The organism is [Clostridium] fimetarium, from assembly GCF_900111235.1.
In the GTDB taxonomy this organism is placed as follows: Bacteria; Bacillota; Clostridia; order Lachnospirales; family Lachnospiraceae; genus Clostridium_N; species Clostridium_N fimetarium.
The window spans coordinates 20,097-35,366 of sequence record NZ_FOJI01000015.1 but is presented as its reverse complement, the minus strand read 5'-3'; the positions used below and the strand labels follow the sequence as shown (position 1 = coordinate 35,366).

General features: G+C 33.2%; 15 protein-coding genes. 13 read left to right on the top strand and 2 right to left on the bottom strand.

What is annotated here, in order from left to right; genetic code table 11:
- Positions 1 to 311: 311 nt before the first annotated feature.
- Positions 312 to 1,664, bottom strand: coding sequence for an aspartate aminotransferase family protein (locus BMY18_RS16480; RefSeq protein WP_092456130.1), 1,353 nt, complete (start codon positions 1,662 to 1,664; stop codon positions 312 to 314).
- A 190-nt stretch (positions 1,665 to 1,854) separates the two neighbouring features.
- Between BMY18_RS16480 and BMY18_RS16475 the strand changes: the two genes are divergently transcribed.
- The 9 genes from BMY18_RS16475 (at position 1,855) to BMY18_RS16435 (ending at position 11,862) form a co-directional block, all read left to right on the top strand.
- The gene (locus BMY18_RS16475) at positions 1,855 to 3,042 is read left to right on the top strand and encodes a PucR family transcriptional regulator (RefSeq protein ID WP_170841451.1); all 1,188 of its coding nucleotides are present in this window, start codon (positions 1,855 to 1,857) and stop codon (positions 3,040 to 3,042) included.
- Entirely contained in the window at positions 3,023 to 3,775 is a 753-nt protein-coding gene (locus tag BMY18_RS16470) for a response regulator transcription factor (RefSeq protein WP_092456124.1), read from the top strand. Before BMY18_RS16475 ends, BMY18_RS16470 begins: the two co-directional genes overlap by 20 nt.
- Before the next feature lie 279 nt (positions 3,776 to 4,054).
- Positions 4,055 to 4,411: a P-II family nitrogen regulator gene (locus BMY18_RS16465; protein ID WP_092456121.1), complete on the top strand. Its 357-nt coding sequence runs from the start codon at positions 4,055 to 4,057 to the stop codon at positions 4,409 to 4,411.
- Between the two features lie 58 nt (positions 4,412 to 4,469).
- The gene (locus BMY18_RS16460; RefSeq protein WP_092456297.1) at positions 4,470 to 5,576 is read left to right on the top strand and encodes an ABC transporter ATP-binding protein; all 1,107 of its coding nucleotides are present in this window, start codon (positions 4,470 to 4,472) and stop codon (positions 5,574 to 5,576) included.
- 11 nt (positions 5,577 to 5,587) lie between these two features.
- A complete protein-coding gene (locus BMY18_RS16455) occupies positions 5,588 to 6,454 on the top strand; it encodes an ABC transporter permease (RefSeq protein ID WP_092456118.1) in 867 nt (288 codons plus the stop codon).
- A gap of 3 nt (positions 6,455 to 6,457) precedes the next feature.
- Entirely contained in the window at positions 6,458 to 7,276 is an 819-nt protein-coding gene (locus tag BMY18_RS16450; RefSeq protein ID WP_092456115.1) for an ABC transporter permease, read from the top strand.
- A gap of 36 nt (positions 7,277 to 7,312) precedes the next feature.
- A complete protein-coding gene (locus BMY18_RS16445) occupies positions 7,313 to 8,368 on the top strand; it encodes an ABC transporter substrate-binding protein (protein WP_170841450.1) in 1,056 nt (351 codons plus the stop codon).
- A gap of 12 nt (positions 8,369 to 8,380) precedes the next feature.
- A complete protein-coding gene (locus tag BMY18_RS16440; RefSeq protein WP_092456109.1) occupies positions 8,381 to 9,862 on the top strand; it encodes an aldehyde dehydrogenase family protein in 1,482 nt (493 codons plus the stop codon).
- A gap of 647 nt (positions 9,863 to 10,509) precedes the next feature.
- The gene (locus BMY18_RS16435; protein WP_092456107.1) at positions 10,510 to 11,862 is read left to right on the top strand and encodes a putrescine aminotransferase; all 1,353 of its coding nucleotides are present in this window, start codon (positions 10,510 to 10,512) and stop codon (positions 11,860 to 11,862) included.
- Between the two features lie 112 nt (positions 11,863 to 11,974).
- On the opposite strand, the gene BMY18_RS21170 is transcribed toward BMY18_RS16435, so the two are convergent.
- Complete coding sequence (locus BMY18_RS21170; RefSeq protein WP_170841449.1) at positions 11,975 to 12,145, bottom strand: DUF6774 domain-containing protein; 171 nt, start codon at positions 12,143 to 12,145, stop codon at positions 11,975 to 11,977.
- Between the two features lie 283 nt (positions 12,146 to 12,428).
- On the opposite strand from BMY18_RS21170, the gene mscL reads away from it, so the two are divergent.
- The 4 genes from mscL to licT all read left to right on the top strand — a co-directional run bounded on the left by mscL (position 12,429) and on the right by licT (position 15,221).
- The gene (mscL, locus tag BMY18_RS16430) at positions 12,429 to 12,854 is read left to right on the top strand and encodes a large conductance mechanosensitive channel protein MscL (protein WP_092456105.1); all 426 of its coding nucleotides are present in this window, start codon (positions 12,429 to 12,431) and stop codon (positions 12,852 to 12,854) included.
- A gap of 175 nt (positions 12,855 to 13,029) precedes the next feature.
- Complete coding sequence (locus BMY18_RS16425) at positions 13,030 to 13,335, top strand: hypothetical protein (protein WP_092456102.1); 306 nt, start codon at positions 13,030 to 13,032, stop codon at positions 13,333 to 13,335.
- Positions 13,332 to 14,129 carry a sugar phosphate isomerase/epimerase family protein gene (locus BMY18_RS16420; protein ID WP_207647453.1) on the top strand — a complete coding sequence of 266 codons (798 nt, stop codon included), beginning with the start codon at positions 13,332 to 13,334 and terminating at the stop codon, positions 14,127 to 14,129. The genes BMY18_RS16425 and BMY18_RS16420 overlap by 4 nt, the downstream gene beginning before the upstream one ends.
- Before the next feature lie 255 nt (positions 14,130 to 14,384).
- The gene (gene licT, locus BMY18_RS16415; protein ID WP_170841448.1) at positions 14,385 to 15,221 is read left to right on the top strand and encodes a BglG family transcription antiterminator LicT; all 837 of its coding nucleotides are present in this window, start codon (positions 14,385 to 14,387) and stop codon (positions 15,219 to 15,221) included.
- Positions 15,222 to 15,270 lie beyond the last annotated feature (49 nt).

Sequence of the window (15,270 nt, the reverse complement as noted above, 5' to 3'; positions counted from 1 at the left end):
TAGTAGTAGTTGTAGATGTAGTAGTTGTTATTGTCGTTTTTTGTTTATTTTTTTCCCCAATTCGCCCAGTTTTAGGCGTCTGGCTCTTTCAACAAAGTAGCCAGTGAATGTTAATTTATCAGGATGCGTTTTGCGCAGACCGGCTGAAAGCAGTGCCCATGTATTTTACAAGACTCAGATGAAAAACGAGCGCAAGCGAGTCTTTTCATCATCTCTGAGGCTTATAAAATACATACTGCTTGAAGGAAAGGCAAGCAAAACGCATCCTGATAAATTAACATTCACTCACAACCCCCCCAATCCCAGATCTCCTACAAACTATCCCTTATAGCTTCTTCGAAGATGCGAAGACCTTCCGTAAGTTGTTCATCAGTTATAACAAGTGGAGCTAAGAATCGAATTACATTTCCATAAACGCCAGCACTTTCAATCATAAGTCCTTTTTGAACAGCATTCATGACGATTTTAGATACGATTTCAGGGTTTGGTTCTTTGGTAGCTTTATCTTTTACAAATTCAATACCAATCATTCCACCCAATCCACGTACATCTCCGATAACATCGTATTTGCTCATCCATTTGGTATAAGTGGACATAACCTTCTTACCAATCTCCATAGAACGATCAGCTAAGTGATCTCTTTCCATAATTTCAATTGTTTTAAGCGCAGCAGCACAGGCTAAAGCATTACCAGAATAAGTTCCACCGAGCGTTCCAGGCTTAACAGATTCCATAATTTCTTTTCTTGCTGTAATCGCACTTAGAGGAATACCAGCACCGATTGATTTTGCACTTGCAATAATATCAGGCATAATGCCTTCTTCTTTCCAATATTCGCAAGCAAACATTTTACCGGTTCTACAAAAACCCGTTTGTACTTCATCTGCAATTAATAAGATTCCATTGTCATCACAAATTTTACGAACGGCTTTAATCCATTCGATAGGAACAGGAATGAAACCGCCTTCACCTTGTAATGGTTCTACAACAATAGCAGCAACCTGTTCTGCAGGTGATGCTTCATCAAATACTTGCTCAAGTTTTTTGATATAATAAGATAATGTATTTTCTGTGCTCATACCGGCAGGTTTTCTATAGTAATATGGGAATTCTGCTCTATACACGCCATCAGGAAATGGCCCTAAACCATTTGAATAAGATTTTTTAGCTGTCATAGACATCGTTAGTAATGTCCTGCCATGAAATGCACCTGAAAAAACAATAATGTTTGGTCTTTTTGTAAATGATTTGGCAACTTTTATTGCATTTTCATCTGCTTCTGCACCAGAATTTGCAAAAAATGTCTTCTTTTCAACGCCTTTTACTGGGATAATGGAATTCATTTTCTCAGCAAGCGCAACATAACCTTCATGCGTTGCAATGTTTTGCATTGCATGAAAATATTTATCTGCTTGTTCTTTTACAGCAGCAATCACTTCAGGGTGTGAGTATCCGATATTAAGTACTCCAACGCCACCGATCCAATCAAGGAAATAGTTACCGTCTACATCTTCAATCATTGCGCCTTCGCCTCTTGCAATTACAACTGGATATACACAACGTATTGCAGATGGGGTGGCATTGTTTCTTCTTTCAATAAGTTCCTTCGCTTTTGGACCTGGCAAGGACTCTGTAATAATTTTAGGTAACGCTTCTTTTAACATAGTAGAACCTCCAATTTATATAATGTGGTTATGATATCACAGGATGATTATAAATAAAATGGCTTTAGAGCATAAAAATACGAGACAAATATGTGCTAATAGCACGATGTATTTCACCCATATACAATACACTCTTTTGACAATAGGAAAGATATATGGTATCTTAAAAAAAATAGTTGGAGGTTCGCATATGTCCATTACTCTATTTGATTTATTTAACCAATCAAAGAGCCAATATAAGTTAAAGTTGATAGCAGGAGAAGCCGGACTCAAAAATGTAGTATCTTGGGCACAATTTACCGAAGATATTATGACTGTAAGTTTTTTAAAAGGCAGTGAACTTATATTAACAACGGGATTAAATGCGAATAATAGAAAATGGATTTATGAATTTGTACAAGAATTAATAAAACAAAAATCGACTGGTCTCATTATTAATGTAGGTAATTATATTGTAGAAGATGATATTAATGAAGAGATAAAGGAAATGTGCAACAAAAATGAATTCCCGTTATTTGTTATGCCTTGGGAAATACGCCTTTCTGATATTATGCAAGACTATTGCAGTCAGTTGTTGCATGATTCAAAAGTGCAGGATAACATTACAATTGCCTTAAAAGAGATTATTTCTCATCCGGATAATGCATCTGCCTATTTTAGTGAATTGAATACTTATGGTTATAATCAAAATGAAACGTACAGTGTTATGGCTCTTTATTTTGATAATATGAAAGAATTTGATGATAAATCAAAGAATATTTTTATAAACATAACTAATATTCTGATTAAAGAAGAACTAGATTACCATATGTATTTAGATGGAAATATGCTAATTGTTATCATGCATCAAATTGATAAACAGCGAGTAGAAAGAATTGTTGATAAATTGGAAAACTATAAACCAATTACTAGAATTGGAATCGCAGATATAAGTGATACTATATACTCCATTGCTCTATGTTATCATCAGGCGGTTTGTACATTAAGCGCAGCTAAATATAATAATATTAGAAAATGCTATTTCGAAAGTTTAGGAATATATCGAATCTTGTTTTTTGTGAGTGATTTAGAAATATTGAAGAAAATCTACAAAGAGAGTTTGATTATATTAGAAGATTACGATAAAAAGAGAGGTAGTAATTTACTTGAAACGCTTGAATTATATGTAAAATATGATACTAGTATTCAGCTGGTTTCAGATAAAACATTTACTCATCGTAATACAGTTAACTACAGAGTGAAAAAGATTAAAGAATTACTAAATGATGATATTAATACAATGGAATCAAAATTTAAACTTCAAATGGCATTTTATATTAAAAATTACTTGCAGCTAAAGACAGATGGAGGCATTGCGAATGAAAAATCTAGAAACTAGTGATTGGTTGGTACTCAATAACATTATATATAAAATTTATACGACGGAAGATATTATGATAATGCGAAGTAATTTATTAGAGCAGTTGACAATGGTTCTAAATTTCGATAGTGCAGATTTTTTCCTTGCAAATGAAGATGGTAAAAAAGGACTGATAAATCCAGTGTCATTTAATTGTGAGTTAGATCGAGCAGCACAATATGATGAATTGGATTATAGTAGAGGAATTATGTACGGTGGAAAAAGTATGGTATACCGAGAAACGGATATCATTAATGACGAAAAACGTATAAAGTCCGAATATTATCAAAAAGTATATAAGCCGAATAACTGGCATTATTCTATTCAAATGATACTCGCAAGAGAAAAGCAATTTCTTGGAGTAATAACATTATATCGAACAATCGGTAAAGAAAATTTCCAATATGATGATGTATTTTTGTTAGATATGTTAAAAGATCACCTTTCATTTAGAATGTTTAATGAAAAAACGAAAGGAGACAAAATACACTGCAAACTAACAATTACTGAGACCGTAATAAAATTTCAACTAACAAAAAGAGAAGAAGTAATTCTAAGACTCCTTTTGAAGGGATTAGATAATGATAAAATATGCGAGGAATTGGTAATTAGTGTTAATACATTAAAAAAGCATGTGCTTAATATATATCGAAAATTAGGAATTAATAATCGAGTTCAAATGTTTATGATGATTAGAGAAAATGATAATTAAATAATACTTTTAGGATGTAATATTTAAAAAATATAATACTATATAATTACATAATTATAAAAAAGTGTTATAAAAATTACATTTTAGAATAATTGATTATATATATATATAAGATTATAATTGCATTTATAAAGCAACGGAGCTACCTACTGGTAAGTTCCGTTGCTTTTTTTTTTACCTTATAGGAAAGTTCGTCGTTAGACGAAGTAAGTTCAGAAGAATGCGTAGCATTCTTCCAAGCGAAACTTGTTTCGCTTTTTATAATAAGGAGGATATTATATGAAAGAGTTAGTATTGATTATACGGCCAGAAAAATTGGAAACCGTTAAACAGATTTTGGATAACTATAACTGCGGAGGTATGACTATTTCAAGCGTTATGGGATGTGGTACGCAAAAAGGATTTGCAAATGCAGATGGAAGCATTAATGAAATTAAAGGATTCAAAACAACAATAAATCTTCTTCCAAAAATTAGAGTAGAAGTTGTAGTACATGATGAAAAAGTGGAAGAAATTATAACTGAAATAAGGGATTTAGTAGCAACAGGTCGCGTTGGTGATGGTAAAATTTTCATTAGAAATATTGAAGATGCAGTCCGTATTAGAACTGGTGAAAGAGGAAATAAAGCACTGTAAATGAGGATTCTATAATTCAAATAGAAAATCGTGAGAAATAATGCAGATTGGAGTTAATATGAAAAATGCAGTTGTTGAAATTAAAGATGTTAACAAATCCTATGGAAACAATCATATCGTAAAAGATTTGAATCTTACAGTGTATGAAGGAGAGTTTTTGACATTACTGGGATCTTCTGGATGTGGAAAAACGACTACACTTAGAATGATAGCTGGATTTGAAGAACAGACAAGTGGTTCAATTCTCGTACAGGGAGAAGATATTGCAAGTAAGGCGCCTTTTGAAAGAGATGTGAATACAGTATTTCAAAGCTATGCATTGTTTCCACATATGAATGTATATGATAATGTTGCATATGGCTTAAAAATCAAAAAAATCAAAAAGAGTGAAATTAAGAAAAGAGTCATGGATATGCTTGATTTAGTACAATTGGGAGGATTTGAAAAACGTTTTCCTTCAAATTTATCAGGTGGTCAAAAACAGCGTGTGGCAATTGCAAGAGCGTTGATTAATAAACCGAAAGTTTTATTGCTTGACGAACCGCTTGGCGCATTGGACCTAAAGCTTCGAAAACAGATGCAATTGGAATTAAAACGTTTACAAAAAAAGTTAAATATTACATTTATCTATGTAACGCATGATCAAGAAGAAGCGTTATCCATGAGTGACCGAGTTGCAATCATGCATCAAGGAGTTTTAGAGCAAGTTGATATTCCTTATAATATTTATGAAAATCCAAAGACAAAATTCGTTGCAACATTTATTGGAGAAACAAATCTATTTGAAGGATATGTGAAAGAAATTAATAAAGATGAAGTTTCTGTTGTAATAGAATCTGGCATTATTAAAGGAAAAGGTAGTGATTTTAGTTTAAATGAAATAATAGCAGTTTCCGTTAGACCAGAGCGAATGAAGTATTCATTAGAACCCGTAGAAGGATTTACAATAGAAGCAAAAGTAAAAGAACAAGTATATGTTGGTGCAACTTTAAAGACAATAGCGGTGCTACCAAACGGAAGTGAAGTAAAACTGGAAAGACTTGCAGGGCAAGCGTTACCGTCAGAAGGAACTGTATTTCTCTACTGGGAAAACGAAGATGCAAAATTGCTCCATTCACCAGATCAGACATTTTATAATGCAGTTGAAAATATTAAACTAGCTTAGGAGGCAGGCATATGACAAAACATAATTTGAAATCAAATGCAGTTCCGGCTGCAGTAATGGTTGGACCAGTTGCACTATGGCTGTCGTTCTTTGTAGCAATCCCCTTGCTATATGTTTTGGTAATGAGTTTTTGTAGTATTGACGAGCATTACAATGTAGTTTTCAAATTCACCCTTGTAAATTATCAAAGATTATTTAATCCAAATTACATTCAAATATATGGGCAGTCTATATTAATCGCGTTTTTAACAACTTTGATTTGTATATTACTTGCATATCCTTTTACAATGATCATTTCAAGAACATTAAGTAAAAGAAAGACAATATTATATATGTTAGTAATCATTCCATTTTGGACCAATTCATTAATCCGTATTTATGGATGGAAAACATTTCTAGGTACAACTGGATGGTTAAATACAGGGCTAATGCATCTTCATTTAATAGATAAGCCATTGGACCTATTGTATAACAGGGGAACCACAGTACTCGGTATGGTCTACTGCCTATTTCCTTTTATGGTATTGCCACTTTATACGGTACTTGAGAAGCTAGACCAGAACTTACTTGAGGCATCTTCTGATTTAGGTGCGAAAGGGCATACTACATTTTTGAAAATCGTATTACCTTTGACGGTAAGTGGAATATTTTCTGGTTCGATTATGGTATTTATACCAACGTTAGGGTATTTCTTTGTATCAGATATTTTAGGTGGTGGAAATACTGATCTAATAGGAAACTTAATTGAAAGACAGTTCCAAAGCGGAAATAACTGGTCATTGGGTGCAGCCTTATCAATTGTATTGATTTTGATTACGTTACTATTAGTAAAACTTTATCAGAAGTGTGGTGGAGATATGGATAATTTGGGGGTGTAGAAAATGAAAAGACAAAATAAAATAGCATTAGCAAAAATGTCAAAGACCATTTATTGTAGTTTCATTTATCTTTTCTTGTTTTTACCAATTGTAGTTATTGTTGTAAATTCATTTAACGCGACGACCTCGAAACCATATTTGACTTGGAAAGGATTCACGTTTTCCTGGTATGGTAAACTATTTCAAAATACTTCGTTGTTAGATTCGTTTAGAACTACAATTATTATTGCTGTAATCAGCACGATACTGGCAACTTGTATAGGAACAATTGCAGCGGTTGGAATGTATAAGTATAAGTTCAAAGGAAAGAGCACAATTGATGCATTGTTATACATACCAGTTGTTATTCCCGAAATCGTATTAGGTATTTCTCTTTTAACATTATTTACAAAAGTTAATATCCCAAGAGGTACTCTATCTTTGGTTATTGCACATGTGACCTTTAGTGTTCCCTATGTAATATTTAATATAAGAGCAAGATTATCAGGATACGATAATTCAATAGAGGAAGCGTCAATGGACCTTGGAGCAAATAGAATCAAAACATTTTTTAATATTACGTTACCAGTTCTAGCTCCTGGAATCGCTGGAGGAGCACTGTTGGCATTTACACTATCAATTGATGATGTAATTATTAGTTACTTTACAAATGGTCAGACAAAAACGTTTCCATTAAAAGTTATGGAAAGTATCAAAAGTGGTGTTTCGCCAGATGTAAATGCATTGTCTACTTTGATTCTTGTAGGAACAATCATTATAGTCGTGTTATCGCAATCAGGAATTTTTAGTAAGAATAAGATTAAAAAAGCGATTAAAAATTAGTTTATGACACCAACGGGTGTCGGGATGGAGGCAGTTATGAAAAAAAGTATGAAGAAATTAGTCTGTATGATGTTAACTGTAGTTCTTGTATTTTCTCTCGCAGGATGTGGAAAATCAAGTGCAAGTGGAAAAGTATTGAATCTTTATGTGTGGACAGAATATGTTCCAGATGCTGTTATTGCAGCATTTGAAAAGGAAAGTGGAATCAAGGTAAATATTTCAACTTTCTCATCTAATGAAGATATGCTTGCAAAAGTAAAATCAGAGTCCGAGGGTGCTTTTGATATTGTTCAGCCAAGTGATTATATGGTAAAACAGTTAATTGAACAAGATATGCTTCAAAAGATCGATCAGACGAAATTAACAAATCTTAGTAATATTGGTACACAGTATTTAAATCCAAAATATGATCCAGGTAATGTATATTCTATACCATATCAAGGTGGCGTTGCTGCAATTGCTGTAAATACAGCTAAAATAAAAGATACAATCACTTCATATGATGATTTGTTTAATCCAAAATATAGCAATACACTGGTTGTACTAGATGATTATAGAGCAGTAATCGGAATGACAGCTCGAAGCATGGGCTTAAGTATGAACGAAACTGATAGTACTACTTTAGGAAAAATACAAACAAAATTACTTACATTAAAGAATAATGTTAAATTGTATGACAGTGATAGTCCAAAGTCAGCATTGATTTCAGGAGATTGTAATTTAGCATTTTGCTGGAATGCTGAAATCGCATTGGCAATGGAAGAAAATCCGGATATCAAAATAGTATTTCCAAAAGAAGGAGCATATACCTTTATGGATAACTGGTGTGTTACAAAAGGTGCAAAAAACTATGATGCAGCAATGGAATTCATCAATTATATGTTAACACCAGAAGCCGCTAAAATGGTTATGGAGGAGTTCCCATACTTAAATCCAAATACAGTTGCTGTTTCACAAATGAGTGCAGATTATTCTTCAAATCCAGCTAAAAATGTTCCGGCAGAAGTTTTGAATAAAGGCGAATACTTAGATAATCTAAGTACGAGTGTTCTTGAAAAATATGACCAAATGTGGACTGAGTTGAAAAAGTAGGAGGGGGTCATTATGGAAGTGAAAAAAGTATATATTGATGGTGAGTGGACGAAAGGCACTTCAGGAAAAATCCTGGATGTTGAAAATCCTGCAACATGTGAGATATTTGAACGGGTATATGAATGTAGTGTAGAAGATACAAAAAGAGCAATTGCTGCAGCAAAAAATTCATTCTATGTAACAAGAGAATGGAGAGATATGGATTCACAAAAAAGAGGAGATATCCTTTTGAAAATTGCCGATGCAATTGAAGCGAATGCTTCTGAGTTTGCAAAAATAGAAGCGATGGATAATGGTAAGCCGTTAAGAGAAGCAGAAGGCGACGTAGATGATGGTATACATACATTTCGATACTATTCAGGACTTATAAAAGCTCCTTATGGAGGCGTCTATGACGTAAATAACAACTTTGGTACAATGCATTCCTACACGGTACATGAACCAGTTGGCGTATGTGCACAAATTACTCCTTGGAATTATCCATTTTTGATGGCGGTATGGAAGTTAGCACCAGCACTTGCAGCGGGAAACAGTGTTGTATTTAAACCGAGTTCAAATACAGTATTATCAACGATTAAACTCTTTGAAATATTTGAACAAGTTGGACTTCCAAAGGGCTGTGCAAATCTAGTGATTGGGCCAGGTTCAACACTTGGCGAAGAACTTGCATCTAGTAATGATGTTGATATGATTACCTTTACTGGTAGTACACCTGTTGGACAGAGTATTATGCGCTGCGCAGCAGGAAATGTGAAAAAGATTGGATTAGAATTAGGTGGTAAATCACCAAATGTTATTTTTGCAGATGCAGATATGGATGGAGCGGTAGAATGGGCAATGATTGGTGTTTTCTTTAATCAAGGTGAAGTTTGCTCCGCAGGGTCACGTATAATTATCGAAGAATCTGTCAAAGATGAGTTTGTTAAAAAACTTGCTGCAAAAGCCAATGCAATGACTTTGGGAAACCCACTGAATAATCCAGATATGGGTCCACTTGTTTCAAAGTCTCATATGGAAACTGTATTGGATTATATAGAAATTGGTAAAAAAGAAGGCGCAAAATTAGTATGTGGAGGCTTTCGCTATTTAGAAGGCGAATGTGCAAATGGATATTTTGTGCGTCCAGCAATTTTTGATGAATGTGATAGAGAAATGACAATTGTAAAAGAAGAGATTTTTGGACCAGTTGTAACAATCCAAACATTTAAAACAGAAGCAGAAGCGATTAAGCTTGCAAATGATACAATATATGGTCTTGCTGGCGCTGTATTTACTTCAGATGTTACAAGAGCAATCAAAGTAATCAAAGAAATTAGAGCAGGAATCACTTGGATCAACTGTTATAATCCAACTTATAATGAAGCCCCATGGGGTGGTTACAAGATGAGCGGGATTGGTAGAGAACTTGGAATTCATGGGTTAGATGAATATCAAGAAGTAAAACAAATTAATATTAATTTAACACCTGGATTGGTTGGATGGTATGAAAACTAATTATTAATTTAAAGTTAAAGCGGTGAACGGGAGGTGGTGAGTGAATATTAATTTGAAATTATGCTTTACCTTGCCTTTCCTTCAAGCAGCACATTTTTTTGCAAGCCTCAGAGATGATGAAAAATCTCACTTCGTTCGATTTTTATCTGAGTCTTGGAAAAAATGTAAGCGCTGCTTTCAGACGGTCTGCGGAAAAGCATAATTTCAAATTAATATTCACCATTTACTTTGCTGCGAAAGCTTTGAAAATTAAATTAATATTCCCGTTCACTTCGATGAGGAAGATTTTAAAATCAAATTAATATTCACCATTCAATTTATTGAGGAAGATTTAAAAATTAAATTAATATTCACCATTTATTTCGCCGAGGAAGTTTTGAAACCTAAATTAATAATTTAGGTTTAGGACAAGATAAAATTATGATTTGATGATTAGATGATAAAATATAGACGGCTAAAAAGTGATTTAAAAGTAATCTAAAGTAATTAAAAAGTAGTATATGACATGATTAAGTAGTACGTAAATCGTACTTTATAGTAATTGAAAAGAATAAGATAAGATGATATAGTGTGTTTATAAGAGGCGAAGGGGCACTTAAAGGAGTAATTCTTTTAGTGCCCTCTTTGTATTTAAAGGAGGAAATGATATGAGTTATGAACAAGTAAGTAAAGATTTAGAAAAAGTGGTAAAGTTTATTCATAGTGATAATTTGACAGAGGAAGATAAGAAAACGATAACCAAAGATACAATTCAGTACTTTGATGAGTTTGTTAGTCCAGGCTGGCTTAAATATAGAAAATCAGTTTCTACAAATTCAGCAGTTGTAGAATGGACAGATCATGATGGTGTTTGTGAAGGCTTATATGGCGAAGAATTTATTGATTGTCTAGGCGGATTTGGTATTTATACTTGTGGACATAGAAATGAAGAAATTCTTGAAACAGTAGTCGCACAATTAGGCCATCAAGCATTACATTCACAGGAATTATTAGATCCACTTAGAGGATATCTTGCAAAAGCGGTCGCAGATATTACACCAGGAGATTTACAGTATTGCTTCTTTACAAATGGTGGAGCAGAAGCAGTAGAAATGTCACTGAAATTAGCTAGAATTGCAACAGGTGGTAGATGGTATATTTCAACAGTTGGTGCATTTCATGGTAAGACGATGGGCGCTGTTTCGGTTGGTGGTAAAGATACGTACCGCTCACCATATATTCCTATGGTTCAACAAGTTCAACATGTTGAATATGGCAATGCAGAAGACGCAAGAAAAGCTGTTAAAAATTTAGTCGCTGTTGGAGAAAAAGTTGCAGCAATTATTGTAGAACCAATCCAAGGTGAAGCTGGGGTTATTATTCCACCAAAGGGCTACTTAAAAGAATTAAGAGCAATTTGTGATGAATATGGTGTGGCATTAATCTTCGACGAAATTCAATGTGGTATGGGTAGAACTGGTACAATGTGGAGATGTGAAGCAGAAGATGTTGTTCCTGATATTTTAGCTTATGGTAAAGCATTTGGCGGTGGTATCATGCCAATTACAGGAATTATATGTAGACCTAACATGTGGACTGAAGAGTTAGTAGATAACCCATGGTTACTTGGCTCACCTACATTTGGTGGTAATCCTGTATGTTGTTCTGCAGCAATCGCTACGATCAAATACATGATTGATAATGATATCCCTGGACAATGTCGAGCAAAGGGAGAAATATTGAAAGCCGGTTTAGAATCATTGAAAGTAAAGTACCCTACAGTAATTGATGATGTTCGTGGAATAGGCTTAATGCTAGCTGTTGAGTTTGTTAAATGTGATGTTGGATACAGTGTAGCAAAAGGTCTGTTTTCAAGAGGCGTTATGACAGCAGGTACATTAGTGAATGCAAAATGTGTTCGTTTTGAACCAACTGCAGTGATAACAGAAGAACAAATAACGGCAGTTATTTCAAGAATGGATGAAGCGTTAGCAGATACAAAAAAGAAATTTAATTTATAATAGAATAGATATAATTGAAGCAGAGGCTCTCATCCTAAAATATTTTAAATATAGGATGAGAGCTTTTTATTTCATAAATATTAGAGATGACTGAAAAATTGGAGATTATCAACTATTTTTCGGTAATTTCATTGCAAAATTCTTCTTGAGCGATAATCGTTCCTAATGTATCGCCTAGCTGCGTTAAAATTGCAGCAATTACAGGAAGTTCTTCACTGGGATAACATTGAGAAATACTGCATGCAATAGCCGTAATTAAAGTGACAAGTTCACAAGATCTCATATTTGCTCCTATCTGCGCTACAAATGGAATTCGCATTGTTTAGCGACACTCAATAGACTTTTACATCTATTAAAATATATGTTTCATACAATGATAAGTGCTTGATTTTAAAAACAAAAATGAGCGTAAGTATATTTTTTATCCGTTTTAAAAATGAATCCACGTCGTTTTTTTGACAAATAATTAATTGCGTTATATTATATTGTGGTAGTATTTTAAAATAAAAGATAGATATCGCCACTAAATAATGCAAATCAAGTTTGTGTGGCAGACAGGAGCAAATATGAATGAAAACGAAAAAATAAGATTAGCTCAAAGAGGAAAAGGGTTTATGGGAGAGTTCAAAACTTTTGTTTCAAGAGGTAATGTAATGGATTTGTCAGTTGGGATAATTATAGGAAGTGCTTTTACTGCTGTTGTTACAGCACTAACAAGTAATGTTTTAATGCCTATTATTGGCGTTGCGTTAGGAGGCGTTGATTTTTCTAAGCTAGCAATTACATTTGGTAGTGCAAGTATAGGATATGGCTCATTTATTCAAGCTGTTATTAATTTCTTTTTGATTGCAGTGACTGTGTTTTTAATAGTGAAAGGGATGAATGTTGTTACAAGAAAAAAAGAAGAGAAGAAGGAACCAACAAAACCATCAGGAGAGCTTCTTATTTTGACTGAAATTCGTGACTTGCTTAAGATGCAGCAAGAAAAATAGAACATACAAAGGATCTTAGGAGAAAATATTTGAAGATTGATTTGATGGAGGAATTTCATATACCAGTATGATTTATCAAAATATATGAGTTTATAAGGATGTGAACTTGACACTACTAAATGAGGGGAATCAGTGGTGAGGATTGGTCATAGATATCAAGAAATGAGGGATTAAAATGATAAGAATAACAAGAGCTTCTGAATATGTAGATTCAATCAGAAAATATAATGTAATAGTAGATGGCAAAAATATAGGGAAAATAAAAGATGGAATGACAGAGGAATTTGAAATACCAACGGGAGAACATACCATTTATTTGAAAATTGATTGGTGTAGAAGCAATAAAATATTTTTTGATGCGGTAGATAATGAAACTTTAGAATTCAATTGTGGTAACTCAATCGATAAATCGAAATTATTAAAAGGGTTTTTATATATAACTTTTTTAAAAAACAATTATTTATGGATAAAAGCAAAATGAAAAGTGGAAATATACAATTTGGAATGGCAACATTAATTGAAAACAAGAATCTAGATGAATCAGCAGCATTGTGTGAAGAACTAAGGCTGGATTTTGTGGAATTAAACATGAATTTGCCACAGTATCAGGTAGAGAGTATTGGCAAGATTCATGAATTATCAGAAATCGCAAAGAGATATCACATTTATTATACAATTCATTTGGATGAAAATATGAATGTCTGTGATTTTAATTCCAGTGTTGCACAGGCCTGGATAGAAACAGTCACAAGTACCATTCAGATTGCTAAAAAACTTCGGGTGCCAGTTCTGAACATGCATATGAACAATGGAGTGTACTTTACATTACCAGGAAAACGTGTGTATTTATATGAAGAATATAAGGACATTTATTTGCAGAAACTAAAGAAATTCCGTGATATCTGTGAACATGAAATTGGAAATGACAATATTTTAATTTCAATAGAAAACACAGATGGATATTTGCCATTTCAAAAAGAGGGCATCAATCTTTTGCTAGAAAGCAAAGTGTTTTCCCTAACTTGGGATATTGGACATTCGCATTCAGCTGGGAAGTTTGATGAAGAATATATAATAAGTAAAGTAGATAGATTAAGACATTTTCATATTCATGATGCATTAGGGAAGCGTAATCATCTTGCATTAGGATCCGGTGAAATAGATTTGATTCGTAAATTAGAATTGGCAAAAAGAAATGATTGCAGGTGTGTGGTAGAAACTAAAACAGTTGAGGCTTTGAGAGCGTCAATAGAGTGGATTAGAAAATATAATTGAAATATATCCATATAGTTAGTGGAATTGCACAAAAATATTATGGTGTAATTATGGATATATGACAAAAACGTTAATTGTAATTGACAATAGTATATTTTTGTTGTAATATAAACATATTAAGAAAGAAAAGTAAAACCGGATTGTTACTGTTGTCAGGCAAGACTGGGTTATACTCATAAATTAGCATTTTTAAATTGCTAATAGAGTGTAGCACAGTTTTTTTATTGCTATAACTAAAGGATAAGGATGTTATGTATGAGGATTATTAGAATCTTAAATAACAATGTTGTAAGTTCCTTGGATGAAAAAAATAATGAAATCGTTGTTATGGGAAAAGGTATCGGATTTCAGAAAAAGCAAGGTGAGGAGATTGAGGATGCTAAGATTGAAAAAATCTTTCGGATGCCTCATACCAATGCCAGTCAGTTTGAAAGACTGGTTGAGGAAATGCCTTACGAACAGGTAAAGGTTGCAGACGAAATCATTGGTTATGCGAAAGATACGTTAGGTAAAAAGTTAAACAAAAATATATACATTACCTTAACGGACCATTTGAATTTTGCCCTAGAACGACAAAAACAAGGAATTACATTTCAGAATGCATTACTATGGGAGATTGAAAGGTTTTACAATATCGAATTCCAAATTGGATGCAAAGCAATTGAAATCATAAAAGAACGCTTGAATGTTGAACTTACAAAGGATGAAGCAGGATTTTTTGCTTTACATATTGTAAATGCAGAGATGGATATTGGAGATATGCATCAAGCTATGGAAATGCCAGGTATTATAAAAGATATTTTAAATATAGTGAAGTATACATTTGGTATAGAAATTGATGAAAATACACTTTCTTATGAACGTTTTATAACACACTTGAAATTTTTTGTACAACGGGCAGTAACAAATCAGTGTTATCCTACAGATGATGAAGAATTTGTAAAATCGCAAATTAATAAATTCCCGCAGGCATATGGCTGTGCAGTCAGGATTAAGGAATATATGCAGAAAAAAATGAAATATGATACGGGTGAAGAAGAACTTATGTATCTAACAATGCATATTTCAAGAATTGTTCGGAGAAAATTATAATGAGATAGATAGGGATTGTTACGTTTAGACGGCAAAACCCGGATCAAGA

Bases quoted from the DNA above. Each gene is read 5' to 3' on its own strand.
- BMY18_RS16475 (WP_170841451.1), top strand. From the start codon at position 1,855: ATGTCCATTACTCTATTTGATTTATTTAACCAATCAAAGAGCCAATAT.
- BMY18_RS16435 (WP_092456107.1), top strand. From the start codon at position 10,510: ATGAGTTATGAACAAGTAAGTAAAGATTTAGAAAAAGTGGTAAAGTTT.
- BMY18_RS16455 (WP_092456118.1), top strand. From the start codon at position 5,588: ATGACAAAACATAATTTGAAATCAAATGCAGTTCCGGCTGCAGTAATG.
- BMY18_RS16440 (WP_092456109.1), top strand. From the start codon at position 8,381: ATGGAAGTGAAAAAAGTATATATTGATGGTGAGTGGACGAAAGGCACT.
- licT (WP_170841448.1), top strand. From the start codon at position 14,385: ATGAGGATTATTAGAATCTTAAATAACAATGTTGTAAGTTCCTTGGAT.
- BMY18_RS16420 (WP_207647453.1), top strand. From the start codon at position 13,332: ATGAAAAGTGGAAATATACAATTTGGAATGGCAACATTAATTGAAAAC.
- mscL (WP_092456105.1), top strand. From the start codon at position 12,429: ATGAATGAAAACGAAAAAATAAGATTAGCTCAAAGAGGAAAAGGGTTT.
- BMY18_RS16425 (WP_092456102.1), top strand. From the start codon at position 13,030: ATGATAAGAATAACAAGAGCTTCTGAATATGTAGATTCAATCAGAAAA.
- BMY18_RS16470 (WP_092456124.1), top strand. From the start codon at position 3,023: ATGAAAAATCTAGAAACTAGTGATTGGTTGGTACTCAATAACATTATA.
- BMY18_RS16465 (WP_092456121.1), top strand. From the start codon at position 4,055: ATGAAAGAGTTAGTATTGATTATACGGCCAGAAAAATTGGAAACCGTT.
- BMY18_RS16445 (WP_170841450.1), top strand. From the start codon at position 7,313: ATGAAAAAAAGTATGAAGAAATTAGTCTGTATGATGTTAACTGTAGTT.
- BMY18_RS21170 (WP_170841449.1), bottom strand. From the start codon at position 12,145: ATGAGATCTTGTGAACTTGTCACTTTAATTACGGCTATTGCATGCAGT.
- BMY18_RS16460 (WP_092456297.1), top strand. From the start codon at position 4,470: ATGAAAAATGCAGTTGTTGAAATTAAAGATGTTAACAAATCCTATGGA.
- BMY18_RS16450 (WP_092456115.1), top strand. From the start codon at position 6,458: ATGAAAAGACAAAATAAAATAGCATTAGCAAAAATGTCAAAGACCATT.
- BMY18_RS16480 (WP_092456130.1), bottom strand. From the start codon at position 1,664: ATGTTAAAAGAAGCGTTACCTAAAATTATTACAGAGTCCTTGCCAGGT.